The sequence below is a fragment of the Muricoccus harenae genome (assembly GCF_009848505.1).
GTDB classification, from domain to species: domain Bacteria; phylum Pseudomonadota; class Alphaproteobacteria; order Acetobacterales; family Acetobacteraceae; genus Roseomonas; species Roseomonas harenae.
Window position 1 is genome coordinate 232,361 of sequence record NZ_WWDL01000002.1, and the last position, 16,648, is coordinate 249,008.

Annotated in this window: 20 protein-coding genes and 2 tRNA genes; 12 read left to right on the forward strand and 10 right to left on the reverse strand. The window is 67.4% G+C overall.

Annotation, left to right across the window (positions count from 1 at the left end; all coding sequences use genetic code 11):
• Window positions 1–23 precede the first annotated feature (23 nt).
• From rplS to GSE44_RS03355, 6 genes are all read left to right on the forward strand, one after another.
• The gene (rplS, locus tag GSE44_RS03330; protein ID WP_159347285.1) at window positions 24–461 is read left to right on the forward strand and encodes a 50S ribosomal protein L19; all 438 of its coding nucleotides are present in this window, start codon (window positions 24–26) and stop codon (window positions 459–461) included.
• Between the two features lie 66 nt (window positions 462–527).
• Complete coding sequence (gene leuC / locus GSE44_RS03335) at window positions 528–1,961, forward strand: 3-isopropylmalate dehydratase large subunit (RefSeq protein WP_159347287.1); 1,434 nt, start codon at window positions 528–530, stop codon at window positions 1,959–1,961.
• Entirely contained in the window at window positions 1,958–2,569 is a 612-nt protein-coding gene (leuD, locus tag GSE44_RS03340; RefSeq protein WP_159347289.1) for a 3-isopropylmalate dehydratase small subunit, read from the forward strand. The genes leuC and leuD overlap by 4 nt, the downstream gene beginning before the upstream one ends.
• Window positions 2,570–2,608: 39 nt before the next feature.
• The gene (gene leuB, locus GSE44_RS03345; RefSeq protein ID WP_159347291.1) at window positions 2,609–3,721 is read left to right on the forward strand and encodes a 3-isopropylmalate dehydrogenase; all 1,113 of its coding nucleotides are present in this window, start codon (window positions 2,609–2,611) and stop codon (window positions 3,719–3,721) included.
• A 50-nt stretch (window positions 3,722–3,771) separates the two neighbouring features.
• Window positions 3,772–3,848 (forward strand) — tRNA-Arg (locus GSE44_RS03350).
• A gap of 53 nt (window positions 3,849–3,901) precedes the next feature.
• Window positions 3,902–3,978 (forward strand) — tRNA-Arg (locus GSE44_RS03355).
• Window positions 3,979–4,127: 149 nt separating this feature from the next.
• Here GSE44_RS03355 and GSE44_RS03360 read toward each other — a convergent pair.
• The 4 genes from GSE44_RS03360 to GSE44_RS03375 all read right to left on the reverse strand — a co-directional run bounded on the left by GSE44_RS03360 (window position 4,128) and on the right by GSE44_RS03375 (window position 6,343).
• Entirely contained in the window at window positions 4,128–4,472 is a 345-nt protein-coding gene (locus tag GSE44_RS03360; protein WP_159347293.1) for a hypothetical protein, read from the reverse strand.
• Between the two features lie 142 nt (window positions 4,473–4,614).
• Complete coding sequence (locus tag GSE44_RS03365; protein WP_159347295.1) at window positions 4,615–5,127, reverse strand: hypothetical protein; 513 nt, start codon at window positions 5,125–5,127, stop codon at window positions 4,615–4,617.
• A 106-nt stretch (window positions 5,128–5,233) separates the two neighbouring features.
• The gene (arfB, locus tag GSE44_RS03370; protein ID WP_159347297.1) at window positions 5,234–5,659 is read right to left on the reverse strand and encodes an alternative ribosome rescue aminoacyl-tRNA hydrolase ArfB; all 426 of its coding nucleotides are present in this window, start codon (window positions 5,657–5,659) and stop codon (window positions 5,234–5,236) included.
• A 54-nt stretch (window positions 5,660–5,713) separates the two neighbouring features.
• Window positions 5,714–6,343, reverse strand: coding sequence for an MSMEG_1061 family FMN-dependent PPOX-type flavoprotein (locus tag GSE44_RS03375; RefSeq protein ID WP_159347298.1), 630 nt, complete (start codon window positions 6,341–6,343; stop codon window positions 5,714–5,716).
• A gap of 272 nt (window positions 6,344–6,615) precedes the next feature.
• Between GSE44_RS03375 and GSE44_RS03380 the strand changes: the two genes are divergently transcribed.
• From GSE44_RS03380 to ruvA, 3 genes are all read left to right on the forward strand, one after another.
• Window positions 6,616–7,365 (forward strand): YebC/PmpR family DNA-binding transcriptional regulator, encoded by a 750-nt coding sequence (locus tag GSE44_RS03380; RefSeq protein ID WP_159347300.1) that lies wholly within the window; start codon window positions 6,616–6,618, stop codon window positions 7,363–7,365.
• A 68-nt stretch (window positions 7,366–7,433) separates the two neighbouring features.
• Entirely contained in the window at window positions 7,434–7,931 is a 498-nt protein-coding gene (gene ruvC, locus GSE44_RS03385) for a crossover junction endodeoxyribonuclease RuvC (protein ID WP_159347365.1), read from the forward strand.
• Window positions 7,932–7,986: 55 nt separating this feature from the next.
• Window positions 7,987–8,595, forward strand: a complete 609-nt coding sequence (gene ruvA, locus GSE44_RS03390; protein WP_159347302.1) for a Holliday junction branch migration protein RuvA — start codon at window positions 7,987–7,989, stop codon at window positions 8,593–8,595.
• On the opposite strand, the gene GSE44_RS03395 is transcribed toward ruvA, so the two are convergent.
• The gene (locus GSE44_RS03395; RefSeq protein WP_159347304.1) at window positions 8,592–8,774 is read right to left on the reverse strand and encodes a hypothetical protein; all 183 of its coding nucleotides are present in this window, start codon (window positions 8,772–8,774) and stop codon (window positions 8,592–8,594) included. The genes ruvA and GSE44_RS03395 overlap by 4 nt on opposite strands.
• Window positions 8,775–8,958: 184 nt before the next feature.
• Between GSE44_RS03395 and ruvB the strand changes: the two genes are divergently transcribed.
• The 3 genes from ruvB to GSE44_RS03410 all read left to right on the forward strand — a co-directional run bounded on the left by ruvB (window position 8,959) and on the right by GSE44_RS03410 (window position 11,536).
• Window positions 8,959–9,999, forward strand: coding sequence for a Holliday junction branch migration DNA helicase RuvB (ruvB, locus tag GSE44_RS03400; RefSeq protein WP_159347306.1), 1,041 nt, complete (start codon window positions 8,959–8,961; stop codon window positions 9,997–9,999).
• Between the two features lie 68 nt (window positions 10,000–10,067).
• Entirely contained in the window at window positions 10,068–11,213 is a 1,146-nt protein-coding gene (locus tag GSE44_RS03405; RefSeq protein ID WP_235924528.1) for an ABC transporter substrate-binding protein, read from the forward strand.
• Window positions 11,214–11,227: 14 nt separating this feature from the next.
• The gene (locus GSE44_RS03410; RefSeq protein WP_159347310.1) at window positions 11,228–11,536 is read left to right on the forward strand and encodes an alpha/beta hydrolase family protein; all 309 of its coding nucleotides are present in this window, start codon (window positions 11,228–11,230) and stop codon (window positions 11,534–11,536) included.
• A 364-nt stretch (window positions 11,537–11,900) separates the two neighbouring features.
• On the opposite strand, the gene GSE44_RS03415 is transcribed toward GSE44_RS03410, so the two are convergent.
• The 5 genes from GSE44_RS03415 to GSE44_RS03435 form a co-directional block, all read right to left on the reverse strand.
• Window positions 11,901–12,809 carry an acetamidase/formamidase family protein gene (locus GSE44_RS03415; protein ID WP_159347312.1) on the reverse strand — a complete coding sequence of 303 codons (909 nt, stop codon included), beginning with the start codon at window positions 12,807–12,809 and terminating at the stop codon, window positions 11,901–11,903.
• Between the two features lie 74 nt (window positions 12,810–12,883).
• Window positions 12,884–13,108 carry a hypothetical protein gene (locus tag GSE44_RS03420; RefSeq protein WP_159347314.1) on the reverse strand — a complete coding sequence of 75 codons (225 nt, stop codon included), beginning with the start codon at window positions 13,106–13,108 and terminating at the stop codon, window positions 12,884–12,886.
• 67 nt (window positions 13,109–13,175) lie between these two features.
• Window positions 13,176–13,493: a response regulator gene (locus tag GSE44_RS03425; RefSeq protein ID WP_159347316.1), complete on the reverse strand. Its 318-nt coding sequence runs from the start codon at window positions 13,491–13,493 to the stop codon at window positions 13,176–13,178.
• 21 nt (window positions 13,494–13,514) lie between these two features.
• Window positions 13,515–14,975: a sensor histidine kinase gene (locus GSE44_RS03430; protein WP_159347318.1), complete on the reverse strand. Its 1,461-nt coding sequence runs from the start codon at window positions 14,973–14,975 to the stop codon at window positions 13,515–13,517.
• 10 nt (window positions 14,976–14,985) lie between these two features.
• On the reverse strand, window positions 14,986–16,152 hold the full coding sequence (locus GSE44_RS03435) for an acyl-CoA dehydrogenase family protein (RefSeq protein ID WP_159347320.1): 1,167 nt from the start codon (window positions 16,150–16,152) through the stop codon (window positions 14,986–14,988).
• Window positions 16,153–16,648 lie beyond the last annotated feature (496 nt).

Consider the following 16,648-nt stretch of genomic DNA (forward strand, 5'->3'; position numbering starts at 1 on the left):
AGCCGAAGAGAAGGACGAGAACCATGAACCTGCTTCAGCAGTTCGAGCACGAGCAGATGACCCGCCTGGCCGGCGCCCGCGCCACGCCGGACTTCGACGCCGGCGACACCGTCCGCGTCATGGTGAAGGTGCAGGAAGGCGAGCGCATCCGCACCCAGGCCTATGAAGGCGTGGTGATCGCCCGTTCCAACCGCGGGCTGAACAGCAACTTCACCGTCCGCAAGCTCTCCTATGGCGAGGGCGTGGAGCGCGTCTTCCCGCTGTATTCCCCGAATGTGGCGGAGATCCAGGTGATGCGCCGTGGCAAGGTGCGCCGCGCGAAGCTGTACTACCTGCGTGGCCGCACGGGTAAGTCGGCCCGCATCCAGGAGCGCACGGCGCTGCGCGGCAAGGGCGGTGCCTCCGCGGTGGCGGAGAGCCCGGTTGCCGCCGGCGCGCAGCTGGACGAGCAACAGGCGTAAGCCGGAGCCGCGGCCCGTCGGAATACCGGCGGGCCGCATCCGGTCGAGAGAGGGAAGGACCAGCACATGCCGGCCACGAAGCCGCGTACCTTGTTCGACAAGATCTGGGATGCTCATGTCGTCGAGCACCTTCCGGACGGAACTGCCCTCCTCTACATCGACCGCCACCTCGTCCATGAGGTGACCAGCCCGCAGGCGTTCGAGGGGCTGCGCACCGCCGGCCGCCGCGTGCACCGGCTGGACGGCACCATCGCCGTCACCGACCACAACGTGCCGACCGACTCGACCCGCTTCACCGGCATCCAGGAGCCGGAGAGCGCGCTCCAGGTCGCCACGCTCGAGAAGAACGTCGCCGAGTTTGGCGTGAACTACATCCCGCTGAACGACAAGCGCCAGGGCATCGTCCATATCATCGGTCCCGAGCTGGGCGTTTCGCTTCCCGGCATGACGATCGTCTGCGGCGACAGCCACACCTCCACGCATGGCGCCATGGGCGCGCTGGCCTTCGGCATCGGGACCTCCGAGGTCGAGCATGTGCTCGCCACCCAGACGCTGCTGCAGAAGCCCGCGAAGAACATGCGGGTGACGGTGAACGGCAAGCTGGGCTTCGGCTGCACGGCCAAGGACATCGTTCTGGCCATCATCGGCAAGATCGGCACCGCTGGCGGCACCGGCTATGTGATCGAATTCGCCGGCGAGGCGATCCGCGCGCTCGACATGGCCGGACGCATGACCGTCTGCAACATGTCGATCGAGGGCGGCGCCCGCGCCGGCATGATCGCCCCCGACCAGACCACCTTCGATTACGTCCGCACCCGTCCCATGGCCCCCAAGGGCGAGGCGCTGGAGCGGGCCATCGAGTGGTGGAGCACGCTGCCCAGCGACGAAGGCGCGCATTTCGACAAGGAGGTCGTGCTCGACGCCTCCGAGATCGTGCCGATGGTCAGCTGGGGCACCTCGCCCGAGGACGTGCTGCCCATCACCGGCGTGGTGCCGGATCCCGAGAGCGCCGCCGACGAGGCGCGCCGTACCCAGCTCCGCCGCATGGTGGAGTATATGGGCCTGACCCCGGGCCAGCGCCTGCAGGACCTGAAGGTGGATGCCGTGTTCGTCGGCTCCTGCACCAATGGCCGGATCGAGGATATCCGCGCGGCCGCCGCGGTCGTGCGCGGCCGCCGGGTGGCCGAAGGCGTGCGCGCCATGGTCGTGCCCGGCTCCGGCCTCGTGAAGGAGCAGGCTGAGCAGGAGGGGCTGGACGTCATCCTCAAGGAGGCGGGCTTCGAATGGCGCGAGGCCGGCTGCTCCATGTGCCTCGGCATGAACCCGGACAGGCTGCAGCCCGGCCAGCGCTGCGCCTCCACCTCGAACCGCAACTTTGAGGGACGGCAGGGCAAGGGCGGGCGGACGCATCTGCTCTCCCCGGCCATGGCCGCCGCCGCTGCCGTGACGGGGCATCTGGCGGATGTGCGGGAACTCGCGGCCAAGGGAGACATGGCATGACCCCCTTCACCACCCTGACCGGGGTCGCCGCGCCGCTGCCGATGGCGAATGTCGACACCGACAAGATCATCCCCGCGCGCTTCCTCAAGACCATCGAGCGCAAGGGGCTGGGCCGCGCCGCCTTCGCTGACATGCGTTTCAACGACGATGGTTCCGAGAAGCCGGACTTCGTCCTCAACCGCGAGCCCTATCGCGCCGCCGAGATCCTCATCGCGCATGAGAATTTCGGCTGCGGCTCCTCCCGCGAGCACGCGCCCTGGGCGCTGCTGGATTTCGGCATCCGCTGCGTCATCGCGCCGGACTTCGCCGACATCTTCTTCAACAACAGCTTCAAGAACGGCATCCTGCCGATCAAGCTGCCCCGCGAGATCTGCGACATGCTGATGGAGGACGCCCGCATGGGCGCCAACTCCCGCATCACCGTCGATCTCGCGCGCCAAGTGGTGGTGCGCCCGAATGGGGAGGAAATCCCCTTCGACGTCGATCCGCTCCGCAAGCACCGGTTGCTGAACGGGCTGGACGACATCGGCGAGACCATGCAGCGCGCCTCGGTCATCGATGGCTTCGAGCAGAAGCAGCGTGCCGCCCAGCCCTGGCTCTATGGCTGAGGCGTCCCGCCTCCAGGAACTGTCTTCAAGGAACGTCGAATGGCCGCGAACAAGAAGCTGCTGGTGCTGCCCGGTGACGGCATCGGACCTGAGGTGATGCGCGAGGTCCGGCGCGTGCTGGACTGGATGAGCCGCCGCCGCAGCGTGAGCTTCGACATCGAGGAAGGGCTGGTCGGCGGTGCCGCCATTGATGCGGAGGGCCATCCCTGCCCGGACAGCACCATGGCGAAGGCCGCGCGTGCGGACGCCATCCTGTTCGGCTCCGTCGGCGGACCCAAGTGGGATTCGCTGCCTTTTGAGCGCCGCCCGGAGCTCGGTATCCTGCGCCTCCGGAAGGATCTGGGCCTCTTCGCTAACCTGCGCCCCGCGATCGTCTGGTCGCCGCTCGCCCAGGCCTCCTCGCTGAAGGCCGATCTGGTCAACGGCCTGGACCTGATGATCGTGCGCGAAAGCACGGGCGGCATCTATTTCGGCGAGCCGCGCGGCATCGAGACGATGGCGAGCGGCATGCGCCGCGCCTTCGACACCGAGAGCTACACTGAGGAGGAGATCGCCCGCGTCGCGCGCGTCGCCTTCGAGCTTGCCCGCAAGCGCCAGAACAAGCTGACGAGCGTCGAGAAGGCCAACGTCATGCAGTCTGGCCGCTTCTGGCGCCAGATCGTCACCGAGGTGCACAAGGCCGGATTCGCGGATGTCGAGCTGTCGCACATGTATGCCGACAACTGCGCCATGCAGCTCGCCTCGCGCCCCAAGCAGTTCGACGTGATCCTGGCCAGCAACCTGTTCGGCGACGTGCTGTCGGACCTTGCGGCGGCGGTGACGGGCAGCCTTGGCATGCTGCCCTCCGCGACGCTGGGCGCGCCCGATTCGAGCGGCCGCCGCAACGCGCTCTACGAACCCATCCACGGCTCCGCGCCGGATATTGCGGGAAAGGGCGTCGCCAATCCCTGCGCGCAGATCCTGTCGTTCGCCATGCTGCTGCGCTGGTCCTTCGACATGGAGGAGGATGCGAGGATGCTGGAGACGGCCGTGGAGAAGGTACTCGCGGGCGGGCTGCGTACTGCCGACATCATGGTGCCAGGCGCTGCGCGTGTTGGCACCTCGATCATGGGCGAGGCCGTCGTTCGCGAACTCGACAAGATGTCGGCCTGAAAGGGGTTGCTTCCCCCTCACCTTGGCGCTATTTCCCGGCGCCAAGGAGAGCGCCCGTAGCTCAGCTGGATAGAGCACCAGACTACGAATCTGGGGGTCAGGAGTTCGAATCTCTTCGGGCGCGCCAATCGATCAGGCGCACCGGTTTACTGCCTCTCCGCTCATTTTGACTTTGGTGATGCGCCCGTAGCTCAGCTGGATAGAGCACCAGACTACGAATCTGGGGGTCAGGAGTTCGAATCTCTTCGGGCGCGCCAACCAAGTCATTTCCCGGCACCCAATCGACACGTCGCTTTTTCCGCCGATTCCGCCTGGCGCAGAGAGGCCTTTGCCTTTCGGCGCCGCCTTCTTCGGCACGGACGCCCGTCGCGGAACCCCGGCCCGTATTCAGGGCCGGAGGCGCGGCTCAGGCCCCTGTCAGGTGGCGGGCGAAGGCGTCGCGTGTGGCGGCCATCGCCAGCGCGGCATTCTCGGCATGGCGGCGGGCAGCCTTCTCGGTCGCCTCGACCTCATCGATCGCCTCGGCGGCCGCATCGGCGCTTTCCGCAAACCCGTCCCGCATCTCCTCGAGCCAGGCCTGAACCTGCTCGGCATCGGCGGTGTCGCGGAGCTGGGCCACCACGGCATCCACCTCCCGCGCCATGCGGTCCGGCGTGGCGCCCCGCTGCATGACGGCGGAAAGCCGGTTCAGCGCGACGCGCTGGGGCGATGGCGCACGCTTCGGTGCGCCGGAGGAGGGCTTCATGGCCATTCTCGGCTCTCTCTGCTCGGATTGTGTTTCCTCTATGTTCTATTCATTGCCCCGAATGCAAGGCCGCGAGCTGGATCTCTCGAAGGAGACGCAGGCAGGATTTCGCGGTGCGGAGAGAAGGGGGCGGTGACCTTGGCTGCCGTCAGCCGGATCGCCTGAGCCGCGCGCTCGCGACACTGGTCTCGAAGGTGGAAAGCAGCCTGCGGCTTTCCGACACCTGGCGGGAGGTGAGCTCAAGGAAGTCGATTGCCCCCAGGGCTTCCTGGATCCGGAGGGTGATGCCGAAGAGGCTCGCATCCGGTCCCCCAGGCAGCTTTGCATGAAAGACCCTGAGCTGCGCTGCGACCTCGGGCTCCACCGTTGCCGCCAACCGCCGGATCATCTCGCGCAGTGGGCCCAGCGCCTCCAGGTCACCGGCCGTCGCGCGTTCGCGGGCGATGGTGACCAAGGCCGTCTCGATCTTCGCGGGCGGGTCGAGCAGCACGCGCCGGTCAAGGTACTCCCGGCCGACCAGGGCTGACGGATTGCGCAGCACCAGGCGGAAGCGTGCGAGGATGGCATGGGCCGTCGGCAGCGCCATTCCGTTGGGAATGGCGTCATCCTTGCTCTCAGGGGCCTGGGGCAGTGTCGCGGTGCCCCATCGCCAGATTCGCATGGGCACCTCTCTGCATGCACCCCGCAGCATCATACCCGGCGGTGTTGTGCCGTCGCAACGGCGAGGCGCCGCCCGCGGCGCCACCTGGCGTGGAGCTCAGACGGTCCTACTCGTCCTGCACGCGTCCGCGGCCCTGCTTAATGCCCGCTCGCATGCCCTTGGCGGTCAGCCGGCGCTCCTTGCTTGCCCTGGTCGGCCGGGTGGGCCGGCGCGGCGGCGGCGGTGGCGTGGCGGCCTCGCGAATCAGTTCAAAGAGGCGCTCAAGCGCATCCTCGCGGTTCCGAAGCTGGGTCCGGTGCCGCTGCGCCGTGATGACGATCTCGCCGCCCGTCGTCAGGCGCCGTCCCGCCAGGCGCAGCAGCCTTTCGCGCACTGGCTCTGGCAGGCTGGCCGAGGTCGCCGCCGGGAAGCGCAGCTGCACGGCCGATTCGACCTTCTGGACATTCTGCCCCCCGGCGCCTGAGGACCTCAGGAAGCTGAAGCTGAGCTCGTCATCCGGAATGGTGATCCGCGGTGTCACGACATGGGGCATGGGGGCGCCGGCGCAGGGGCGGGAAGGGAGCCCCGGAGGAAGATGGGGCTCACCTTAATAGAGATTGGCCGCGCAGTTCGGGGCCACCACCTTGTCGTAATCCGCGGCCCGCATGCGGCCCTTGGTGTGCTCGGCGATCAACTCGCCGCCGCTTGGGGTGCCCTCCGGCTTGCCGCGGCCGGCCCAAAGCTCAGCGCGCAACAGGGCGCGCGGGCACTGCATGAAGACCTCGGTGACGGAGATCAGCATCACCGTGGCGGGCTTGGCGCGGCCCATCACCAGCCGCTCGCGGAGGGCGGGATCCGTGGTGATGCGCGCGGTGCCATGGACGCGCAGCGTCTCGCCCATGCCGGGGACGAGAAAGAGAAGGGCGACCCGCGGGTCGTCCAGCACGTCACGCAGCGCGTCCAGGCGGTTGTTGCCGCGCCGGTCCGGCAGGGCGATGGTCTTCTCGTCCAGCAGGGTGACAAAGCCAGGGGCGTCCCCGCGCGGCGTGGCATGGGGCCCGCGATGGCCGATCGTGGACAGCACGCAGAAAGGGGAATTGGCGATGAAGGCGGCGCTGCGGCCCTCGATGCGGTCAGTCGCCTTGGTCAGCACGCCCGCCGAGGGGGTGGGATAGAGGGCGGCCAGCGCCTCATGGCTGGTGACGTCGAAGGGGTGGGGGGCGGGGTTCGCATCCATGGTCCGTTTTCTACACTGGCCGCATCGCCTGCGTCTGCGACTTAGTGAGATCGCTGTGGCCAGGCGGGGCGCTGTTCCGGGAGCCATCGCTGGGTGGCGCAGGGGCATCCCGCCGGTTATAATCAGCATCTCCAGCCCCGCCGTGCGGGCCGCCCCCGAGCCCTTTCAAGGGTCGTGGCCTGGCCCCGGTGGGCCGGCGTGCGGCCCGCGGGCTCCTCTCTGGAAGCCCTTGGGCCGGCGTGCCGCCGCCCGAGAAGGAACAGGACGCCGCAATGGCCGGCCATTCGCATGCCAAGAACATCGCCCACCGCAAGGCCGCGCAGAGCGCCAAGCGCGCCCAGGCCTGGGGCAAGCTCATCCGCGAGGTGACGGTCTCGGCCAAGTCCGGGATGCCGGACCCGGCGCATAATCCCCGCCTCCGCGCTGCGGTGAAGGCCGCCCTGGTCGCCAACATGCCGCGCGATACTGTGGAGCGCGCCATCAAGCGCGTTGCCCAGGGCACCGACACCGAGAATTACGACGAGGTGCGCTACGAGGGTTACGGCCCGAACGGCGTCGCCATCATCGTCGAGGCGCTGACGGACAACCGCAACCGCACGGCTTCCGACCTGCGCTCCATGTTCTCGAAGAATGGCGGAGCACTCGGCGAGTCCAACTCCGTGGCCTTCCAGTTCGAGCGCGAGGGTGTGGTGCGCTACCCGCCCTCCGCCGGCGACGCCGACACGGTGCTGGAAGCGGCGATCGAAGCGGGCGCGCAGGATGTGGAGAGCGACGAGGACGGACATGCGATCCGTACGGCCGTCGAGGACCTCTTCGCCGTGCGGGACGCGCTGGAGGCGAAACTGGGCCCGGCGGAGAGTGCGAAGCTGGAATGGCGCCCCAATGCCACCGTGCCGCTCGATGAGGAATCCGCGCGCGGCGTGCTGAAGCTGGTGGATGCGCTGGACGACCATGACGACGTGCAGTCGGTCTACGCCAATTTTGACGTACCGGATGATGTGCTCGATCGGCTGACCGCTTGAGCGGATCCGGCCTCCAGGCGGCGCAGCCAGGCGGTGCGGCCCGCCCGCCCGTCCAGCAATCGGTCCGCATCCTGGGGCTCGATCCCGGGCTGCAGCACATGGGCTGGGGGCTGGTGGAGAGCACCGGGTCACGGCTGCGGCACCTTGGCGACGGGGTGGTGAGCACCAAGGCCGAGCTGCCGCTGGCGGAACGGCTCTGCCAAATCTATCGCGCGCTCACTGAGTTGCTGGAGGCTCTGCGGCCCGACGAGGCCGCGGTGGAGCATACCTATGTCAACAAGAACCCGGGCGCGGCGCTGAAGCTCGGGCAGGCGCGCGGCGTGGTGCTGCTCGCGCCGGCGCTGCGCGGCCTCCCGGTCGCCGAATACCAGGCCATGGAGGTGAAGCGCGCTGTCGTCGGCACCGGCCATGCGGACAAGATCCAGGTGCAGGACATGGTACGGCGGCTGCTGCCAGGCGCGGTGATCAAGCGGGCGGATGCAGCGGATGCGCTGGCCGTGGCGATCTGCCACGCCAATCACCGCTCCACGCGCAACGCCCTGGCGCGGGGATACGTGCCCGCGTGATGGATTCTGCACTGCAGGCGTCGGGGGCGGATGCGTCGATCATCGGGGTGCGAGCATGATCGGGAAGCTGACCGGACGGCTGGATTCCGTGCATGAGGGTGGCTGCATCCTCGATGTGAATGGGGTGGGCTATCTCGTCGCCGCCTCCTCCCGCGCCGTGGCGGCGCTGCCGGCGGATGCCAAGGGCACGCTCTGGATCGAGACAGTGGTGCGCGAGGATGCGATCACCCTCTACGGTTTCGCGGATGCGGCGGAGCGCGACTGGTTCCGGCTGCTCACGGGCATCCAGGGCGTAGGGCCCAAGGTGGCGCTGGGGCTGCTCTCGGCGCTGTCGCCGCGTGACCTGGCAGCGGCCATCCTGGCGGGGGACCGCGGCAGCCTCACCCGCGCACCTGGCGTGGGACCGAAGCTCGCTGTGCGGCTCCTCTCGGAGTTGCGGGAGAAGGTGGGCGGAATGCCGACCGGTGATGCCGGCTTCACCGTGCCCGCCGCTCCGGTTCCGGAGCGGGGCGCGGCGGCGGATGCCGTCTCTGCCCTGCTGAACCTGGGTTGGCGCCGGCCGGAAGCCGCCTCCGTGGTCACGCGGGTACTGGATCGGCTGGGGGAGGGGGCGGACCTCAACACGCTGATCCGTGAAAGCCTCAAGGAAATGGCGCCGCGCTAGGTTGCCAGGCCAAGCCCGCGCCGATGGGCGTCCGGTGCCGATTTCGAAGTGTTCCCCTTGCCCGTCGTCCAGCGCGAGCGGATGACGAGCGAGAGCACGCCAAGGGCTATGCTGCCGACGCCCACGAAGATTGGCAGCAGGATCACATAGAGGGCGGCGCTGGTCAGTTGGGCAGTCATGGCATCCTCGTGGCCCGGGTGGGCCTGTGGCGCGGAAATCCTTTCCGTGGCCTTGGAAGCCGCGGTCCCGGAAACTGCTCCGGAGCGGCGGGCGATGCTGGGCCCCGGCGAGTGAAGGAATGATTGACCGCCCTACCAAGGGCCGGGCGGCGACAGGGGGCTGCGGTCACGCTATGTTCCCCTGATGGAGAATGATCGCATCACCGCCGGGCACCGGCAGGACGAGGACGCGGCGGAGGCCTCGCTGCGCCCGCAGACCCTGGCCGACTTCACCGGCCAGCCCGCGCTGCGGGAGAACCTGTCCGTCTTCGTCCAGGCGGCCCGGGGGCGAGGGGATGCGCTGGACCATGTGCTGCTCTTCGGCCCGCCCGGGCTGGGCAAAACGACGCTGGCGCAGATCGTGGCTCGGGAACTGGGGGTGGGCTTCCGCGCCACCTCCGGCCCGGTGCTGCAACGTGCCGGCGACCTGGCCGCCATCCTGACCAATCTGCAGCCCCGGGACGTGCTGTTCGTCGATGAGATCCACCGGCTCCAGCCGGCGATCGAGGAGACACTCTATCCGGCGATGGAGGACTTCCAGCTCGACCTCATCATCGGGGAGGGGCCGGCGGCGCGCACCGTGCGGATCGACCTGCCGCCCTTCACTTTGGTCGGCGCGACGACGCGGGCGGGCCTGCTGGCGACGCCGCTGCGGGATCGCTTCGGCATTCCGCTCCGCCTGCAATTCTACACGCCGGAGGAGCTGGAGCGAATCGTCGCGCGCGGCGCGCAGAAGTTGGGCTTCGTGCTGACCTCCGACGGCGCGCGGGAGATCGCCACGCGCAGCCGCGGCACGCCCCGCATCGCCGGCCGCCTGCTGCGCCGCGTACGGGACTTTGCGGCGGTGGCGGGAAGGGACGCCGACCGCGCCCTGGCCGACGCCGCGTTGGAGCGTTTGGAAGTGGACCGGCTGGGGCTGGACGCGATGGACCGGCGCTACCTGCGCCGCCTGGCGGACCATCATGGGGGCGGGCCGGTGGGAGTGGAGACGCTGGCCGCCGCCCTGGCCGAAAGCCGCGACACGCTGGAGGAGGTGATCGAGCCCTTCCTCATCCAGGAAGGGCTGATCCTGCGCACCCAGCGTGGGCGGGTGCTCGGCCTGCCCGGCTGGAAGCATCTGGGAATGACGCCGCCGCGCAATGCGATGGCGGCGCAGGGGGATCTGCTGGACGACCCGGGCATCTGATTGGCTTGCCCGGCACGGGCGTGGGCCGCTATTGCGAGTAAATCGCAATATGCAAACGGATGAGTGCCGTGGCGCGACCTGCTTCCTCCGCCGTTTCACGCCGCGCCGCACTGGCAGCCCTGGGGACAGTGGGAGCGGCGAAGGTGGCGGCTCAGCCGGCCTCGGCGCCCGGCTGGCCGCGGCAGGTGACGGATATGCTGGGCCGGGTGGTCACCATTCCGGCCCCGCCGCGCGCGGTGCTGCTGGGGGAGGGATTCCAGGTGCTGAACCTGGCGATGATCCATCCCGATCCGGTCCCGATCCTGGTGGGAATGGGGGGAGAGCTGAAGCGGATCGATCCCTTCAGCGATGTCGCCTATCGCCGCCGCTTCCCGGCGCTCGACCGGGTGCCGGAGCTGACCGTGGCCGTGGGGCAGGGCTTCTCCGCCGAGCGGGCGCTGGCCCTGCGGCCGGACCTCGTGATTCTCAGCACCTGGCAGAACAACGCGGAGGATATGCGCCGCACCGTTGCCCTGCTGGAGGCCACCGGCGTGCCGGTCATGTTCACGGACATCTTCCAACAACCTGGCCGGAACACGCTGCCGACGATCCGCCTACTCGGCGCCGCGCTGGGGCAGGATGAGCAGGCCGGAGCCTATGCCCGCTTCTATGAGGAACGCCGGGAGCGAATCCTGCGGCGCGTGGCGGAAAGCGGAAAGCCGGGGCCGCGCGTGCTGTTCACCGCCTTCGCCGGGCGCTGGCCCTGCTGCTGGTCGCCAGGCAATGCAGGTGGGGGTGGGGAGTTCGTCGAACTGCTCGGCGCGCAGAATGTCGCCGAGGGGCTGATCTCCAATCCACGCGGTGGCACGCTGGCGGCTGAGCAGGTGATCCTGTCGGCCGCCGAGGTCTTTGTGGGCACCGGGATCTATGCGCCTGGTGACACGAGTGGAATTCAGGTCGGGACCGGCGCGCCCGCCGAGGGGGCGAAGGCGAGCTTGGAGACCGTGTTGCGCGCACCAGAATTGGCAGCGCTTCCTGCCGTGAAGGCGCGGCGTGCGCATGGCTTGTGGAACCCGTTCAACAGCGCCGCGATCAACATCGTCTCGCTGGAGGCCCTGGCGCGCTGGATCCGACCGGAGTTGTTCAGCGACCTCGATCCCGCCGCCACCTTGGCAGAGATCAACGCCCGCTTCGCGGCCGTTCCGTACGAAGGAACCTACTGGACCAGCCTCTAACCCGGTGTGGGACCGTGCATCCGCGCAACGGCGATCAGGTGATGGCGCGGGCGGGCGCGGCCACCGGCGGTCTGCGGGCGACCGTCAAGCTGCGGGCGACCGTCAAGCGCGGCCAAGCGCCTGCCGACCGGGCCTACAGCCGCACCCGCCACACCGACGCCGAGGGAGCGGCGGTGCTGGCGCAGTGGGTCGTCCACGGCGGCGGCCACGTCTGGCCCGGTGGCAACCCGGGTGGCTCCTACACCGATCCGCGGGGACCGGACGCATCCCGTGAGATGCTCCGCTTCTGCCGAGACCACCCGCATCCAGCGCGCCGTGCGTGATGCCGGGACCGGTCGGAATTTGGCGGTGCCAGACTCCGTCGCCGCTACCGCTCCCGCGCGCGGACGAGCGCCTCAGCCCATCGGTCCGATCGATCTGCGCCGTCTAGAGGTAGCGCAGGGGTGCTCCGCTCAGCATCCGCCGCACGCCATCCTACACGGCGCTGCCCGAACAGGCCCGCGCAAACCCAGCGAAGCGATCTGTTGGCCGCGTCCACGTCGCGTTGTGCAATGCCACTGCTGCTGCCAGCCGTCTCCGCGGCGATCGTGGAAGCCATACAGATGGCAGATGCTACGCTGCCGGCGCTAATGGAGGTGTTCCCGGTGGAGCGGGCGCGGTACCCGGACCATTGTTGGCTTTCCGGTCCTACTGCTTCGTCAGCCAGCGCTTGGCGATTCGGCAGGCGACTGTAAAGGCGGGATTGAAAACATTGCCGACATCATAGCGGACGACCTGGCCCATCAGATGGCTGGCGGCTCGAGCATCCAGCCCATAATCCTCCCCGAGCCACCGCGACATCTCGGTCGTGGCGTGCTGCAGCGCTTGGTCAAGTGGCCGGGCATTGCCGACGGTGAAGATGTCATCGGCCGTCTCGCCGCGCGGCCAGGTGATCGTCCGCTTCAGGACACGGAAGGTTACCTCCATTTCGAAGGAGGTCTCAATGCCCGTGCCGACGATCTCACCGTCACCCTGACAAGCATGGCCATCGCCAAGATAGAAGAGCGCGCCCGGCACGGATACCGGAAACCAGGCAGTCGTCCCCGGCGCAAACAGGCGGTAGTCCATATTGCCGCCGTTCTGTGCACTGGTTGCGGTGGACAGTGCCTGCCCGCCCGCCGGCGCGACCCCGAAGCAGCCGATCATGGGTTGGAGCGGCGGGGAGAAGGCCTCCAGCCCCTTTGCCGGTTCCTGCAGCCGTACGGTCCCAGCCTTGGCGTCAATATCCCAGACATGGCGCTGCGGCTGAGGCCGATCGGCAGTTGCGGCCGGGTCCAGCACGGTGAGGGCGAGGGGTGAATAGGTCCAACCGGTTGCCCGGCTCGGCGTCAGCCGGTCGATGTGGACGGCCAGCGTGTCCCCGGGCTCGGCACCTTCGATAAAAAAAGGTCCCGTCATCGGATTCGGCCGGCTGCCGACAGCAACCTCGCGGGCATCAAGACCAGACGCGTCGACCGTATCGGTAACCACCGTGTCGCCGTTAGCGATGCGAAGGCATGGCTCGGCGGTGCCTATCACGTTGAAGTACCGGGTGGGATGGAAGCGGTGCGTAGCCATCGGGCTCCCCAGGATATCTCCTTGGCGCAAGTCGGGTCGTCCGATCGGCCCACGCCGCAGCTGCGCCCAGCACGCTAGGAACCACTCGAGGTGCGGTCAATGGCGGCCGGGAGATAGCCATGACGCCAGATAAACAGGCTCTCCAGTGCACGCGCCCGCAAGGCACGACCATCACCAGTTCCGCGCTGGTCGAAGCGCTCGCGCGGGGTCCACCGGCTGCGGATGTTGGCCGGAAGCGCAATGGCCGCTTCCAGGCTCACACAGTGGGAAAGCGGCAGCACGTTCCAGACGGGTAGCATGACCGCTCCTACCACGGAAGGCATCTCGACGGATCGGCCACTCTCAACGTTCCCAGCTTCAGGTATGTCAAGGCCAGGTCCGCCAGGTGAGATTCAACGGCGTCGTCAGCATGACGACCGATCCATATTTCTCCGGAGGCTCGCTGTCGCGATGTCCCGTCGCAAACGCGAAGGGCATCCCTTTTGCCGCGAGCTGATCGGCAACGGGATAGCTCCGCTCGCCATGAACGTTCACCTCAAAAATGGCTGCATCCACCTCATGCGAGCGGATGAGGGTCAATGCGCCATCGACTTGAGTGGCGACTTTGAGCGTCGTGCGGCCGAGCGCCTGAAGCATGTCTTCGAGCGCGGAAGTGATGCCCGGCTCGTCCTCAACAGCCAGCACGCACTTGCCTGCAAGCGTCGGTCAGTCCTTCACGCGTGGCAACGGCGCATCGATCGTGCAGACCAGCCCCGTTCTCCGGAAATCCAGATGTGCGCTGCCCCGGAGCTCAACCGCAAGTCCCCGCTCGAGCATCCGCGTGCCGAAGCCGCGGCGGGCCGGCGGCTCAGTGGCGGGGCCACCGGTTTCGGCCCAACGCAGCCGTAGCCGCGCGTTATCCGCGTCGCCGTCCACGCTCCACTGTACCTCGACAACGCCGGCAGCATTTGACAGTGCGCCATACTTGATCGCGTTGGTGCCGAGCTCGTGCACTGCCATCGCGACGGCGACCGCTGTCTGCGGCACAACAAGAATGCGGGGTCCTTGCAGCCTTACACGGTTCGCATCGGCACCGGCAGTTGCAGCCACCGAGCTCTTCACGATCTCCCCGAGTGACGTGGGCTCCCAATTCTGCCCGGTAAGCAGGTTGTGCGCAGCTGCGAGCGCCGCAAGCCGCGCCTCGAACGCTAACCGTCCCCTTGCTGGATCCACATCACCGCGGAACGACTGGTGCGCGAGTCCCTGCACAATGGCGAGTGTGTTCTTTACGCGGTGGTTGAGCTCGTTGATAAGGAGCTGCTGATGTATAGAAGCGCGCTTGCGCTCGCTGATGTCGCGGGCGGTAATGGAGATGCTGGCCACCTCACCCGTTTCATCGATCACGGGTGCGAGCGATAGCTCAAGAAAAGACCGGCCAACCTCGCGCGCACCGAGCTGCATCTCGACGCCCGCCAACGTCTCGCCTCGCAATGCCCGCGCGAGTAACTCCTCAAGCGTTGCCCGTTCCGTTGTGGGAAACAGGGCCAAGACCGAGCCGGTGTGTGCGACGTTGTGGGCCGCGCCGAACATGTGAGACGCCGCGTCATTGTACGCAATGATGTGGCCGTCCCTGCCGACAGCAATGAAACCGTCCGGCGATTGAGTGAGGACCGTCGCGAGATACCGTTCCGAAAGCGCCATCTGTGAGCGCCGCACCTGAGCGGGCGCCGTTTTGCCGGATGCGAGCCGCTGATTGATGCGCCCGAGAACAAGCGCTGTGGCCGTGCGCTCGCGCGAGGCCCGCGCAGCATCGCTAAGCAGCCTTGCCAAACTTTCCGGCGTCGCAGCTGCATCGGCAGTCCAGGACGAGGCAAGCTGCGGAACGAATGGCAGGCTCGCCCGGAACCGCTCAAGCTGTTCGGACGGCAGCACGAAGACGATTTGGGACCGAGGGCTCGTCTTACGCAGCTCCTGGGCGAGCCGCAGGCGATTCGCTACGGACGGACCCAGGACGGCCACGTCCGGTACGGCAGATATGATCCGCTCCGGTTTATCCTCACCCCGCTCCTCCGCTTGATGCAGATCAATTTCGAATGGCTCAGTCCAGGACGTGAGCAGCGCACACAGCCCTTCGAACTCCTGCCGGGAGCCAACGAGAACCACGCGGGCTGCGTGGGCGGTGTTCATTCCAGCGCGCCTAGAGTAGCGGTAGGTCGAGAAGCGAACGGCCCAGCCAGGTCTTTATCAGCTGTGTGCTCGGCGCCATGACGTGCGCGGCCTGAGCATCGCGCATCAGGCGCGCGATCACACTGTTCTGCCCGTATCCGCGCCCCCCGCTGAGGATCATTGCCTGTTGCGTGACGAATGCAGCCATCTCAGCCACGTCGGCCTTCGAGGCGAAGAGCGCCAGCGCGGTCTTCGGGTTGCCCGCATCGCCCATCCGGGCCGCTTCGTAGATTAGCTGGCGCGTTCGCTGAAGCGCTATCCACATGTCGGCAACCTGGGGCGACAGCACGGGCACTTCGCTAAGCAACTCGCCGGAGTGCTCGTGCGAACGGCCCTTGAGATGCGTAATGGCGGCATCGAACGCAGCTTGTGCGATACCAAGATAGACTCCGGCCATCGCGACGATGAAGTAGGGCGCAACGACTTCGAAGACATACCAAATTTCGTCGCCCTCGGCGCCGAGCATGTTCCGGCGAGGAATGCGTGCACCGTCGAGACGCACGGTACGCGAGCTGTTGCCACGCATCCCGAAGCCATTCCATTCCTGCTGCCAGTCGAGACCGGGCGCCGAAGCCTGGACTGCAAAGCAGGTGAAGGTTCCCGGATTGAGCTCCTCGCCCGGCGGAACGGCCGACATCACGTAGGAATCGGCGTGGCTGCCGCTTGTCACGAAGCTCTTCTGGCCGTTCAGAATGATACTCTCGGCTTCGACATGGAACTGGGTGCGAGGAAGGAAAAAGTGAACACCTGTGCCGGGCTCGCTAAGCGCCAGGGACGTAATGTGCCGGCCCTCCGCGATTGGGCGGAGGAACCGTTCCTCATGGTCGCGGGTAGCCTTTGAGGCGAGCACCTTTGCCGCGACGCTGTGCATGCCGAAGCACATCGCCGTTGAACTGCAATGACGGCCCAGTTCCTCTGCGACCAGCACCAGTGCCAGCAGCCCCTGCTCGTGTCCCCCAAGGCGTTCCGGAATATGGAGGCCCATCAATCCGGCCTCGGCGAGTGCGCACATCCCACGCTCGGGCCAGCGACCGGCACGATCCACCTCGTCGGCATCGGCTGCCAGCACGGACATGCCAATTTCGGCGGCGAGCGCACGAAACCGCTCAGGGGCAGCCCCGTAATCCTGCGGGAACATGGACTGACCTCGTGGCTGTGGTCACTGGGCAAGGCGCGGCGCACAGGTCGCAGTGAATAATACGCCCTATGCCTGCCCTAGCGACACAGTGCAACCGCGGTACCTAATATGCGGGGGCAGTGTTATGGGTTCCGGCCGCGGCGGCGCGCGCTTCAGGAAGCAACGCGCAGAAATTTGGATTTCGTGAGATCTAAATAGGGCGGTCGTACTCGCTCGGGCTCGGTGAGGCCCCCGCTTCCGCAGACTGTGTAAAAACATTCGTCCCTGTTTGCTGCGCGGAAGGGGGCTTTCTAAGTACTAGGCCAATTGGTGCTGCCCCACTGGACCACAATTAGTCGGCCTTGAACAACCAGCAACCTGTTGATCCGGGGCAGGAAAGCTCGGAATTTGGGTGCTGGAATTGCAGAGTTCGGTTGGAATAGGCGGCAAAGCCTGCGATTCTTCCAATCATGAAACACCGTTCCCGCCCGGCTGAGCAGGACGACCTGCTACGTCC

Bases quoted from the DNA above. Each gene is read 5' to 3' on its own strand.
- ruvB (WP_159347306.1), top strand. From the start codon at position 8,959: ATGGAGAATGATCGCATCACCGCCGGGCACCGGCAGGACGAGGACGCG.
- leuD (WP_159347289.1), top strand. From the start codon at position 1,958: ATGACCCCCTTCACCACCCTGACCGGGGTCGCCGCGCCGCTGCCGATG.
- GSE44_RS03415 (WP_159347312.1), bottom strand. From the start codon at position 12,809: ATGGCTACGCACCGCTTCCATCCCACCCGGTACTTCAACGTGATAGGC.
- GSE44_RS03395 (WP_159347304.1), bottom strand. From the start codon at position 8,774: ATGACTGCCCAACTGACCAGCGCCGCCCTCTATGTGATCCTGCTGCCA.
- rplS (WP_159347285.1), top strand. From the start codon at position 24: ATGAACCTGCTTCAGCAGTTCGAGCACGAGCAGATGACCCGCCTGGCC.
- leuC (WP_159347287.1), top strand. From the start codon at position 528: ATGCCGGCCACGAAGCCGCGTACCTTGTTCGACAAGATCTGGGATGCT.
- GSE44_RS03435 (WP_159347320.1), bottom strand. From the start codon at position 16,152: ATGTTCCCGCAGGATTACGGGGCTGCCCCTGAGCGGTTTCGTGCGCTC.
- GSE44_RS03420 (WP_159347314.1), bottom strand. From the start codon at position 13,108: ATGCTACCCGTCTGGAACGTGCTGCCGCTTTCCCACTGTGTGAGCCTG.
- arfB (WP_159347297.1), bottom strand. From the start codon at position 5,659: ATGCCCCATGTCGTGACACCGCGGATCACCATTCCGGATGACGAGCTC.
- GSE44_RS03375 (WP_159347298.1), bottom strand. From the start codon at position 6,343: ATGGATGCGAACCCCGCCCCCCACCCCTTCGACGTCACCAGCCATGAG.
- GSE44_RS03430 (WP_159347318.1), bottom strand. From the start codon at position 14,975: ATGAACACCGCCCACGCAGCCCGCGTGGTTCTCGTTGGCTCCCGGCAG.
- ruvA (WP_159347302.1), top strand. From the start codon at position 7,987: ATGATCGGGAAGCTGACCGGACGGCTGGATTCCGTGCATGAGGGTGGC.
- leuB (WP_159347291.1), top strand. From the start codon at position 2,609: ATGGCCGCGAACAAGAAGCTGCTGGTGCTGCCCGGTGACGGCATCGGA.
- GSE44_RS03360 (WP_159347293.1), bottom strand. From the start codon at position 4,472: ATGGCCATGAAGCCCTCCTCCGGCGCACCGAAGCGTGCGCCATCGCCC.
- GSE44_RS03380 (WP_159347300.1), top strand. From the start codon at position 6,616: ATGGCCGGCCATTCGCATGCCAAGAACATCGCCCACCGCAAGGCCGCG.
- GSE44_RS03365 (WP_159347295.1), bottom strand. From the start codon at position 5,127: ATGCGAATCTGGCGATGGGGCACCGCGACACTGCCCCAGGCCCCTGAG.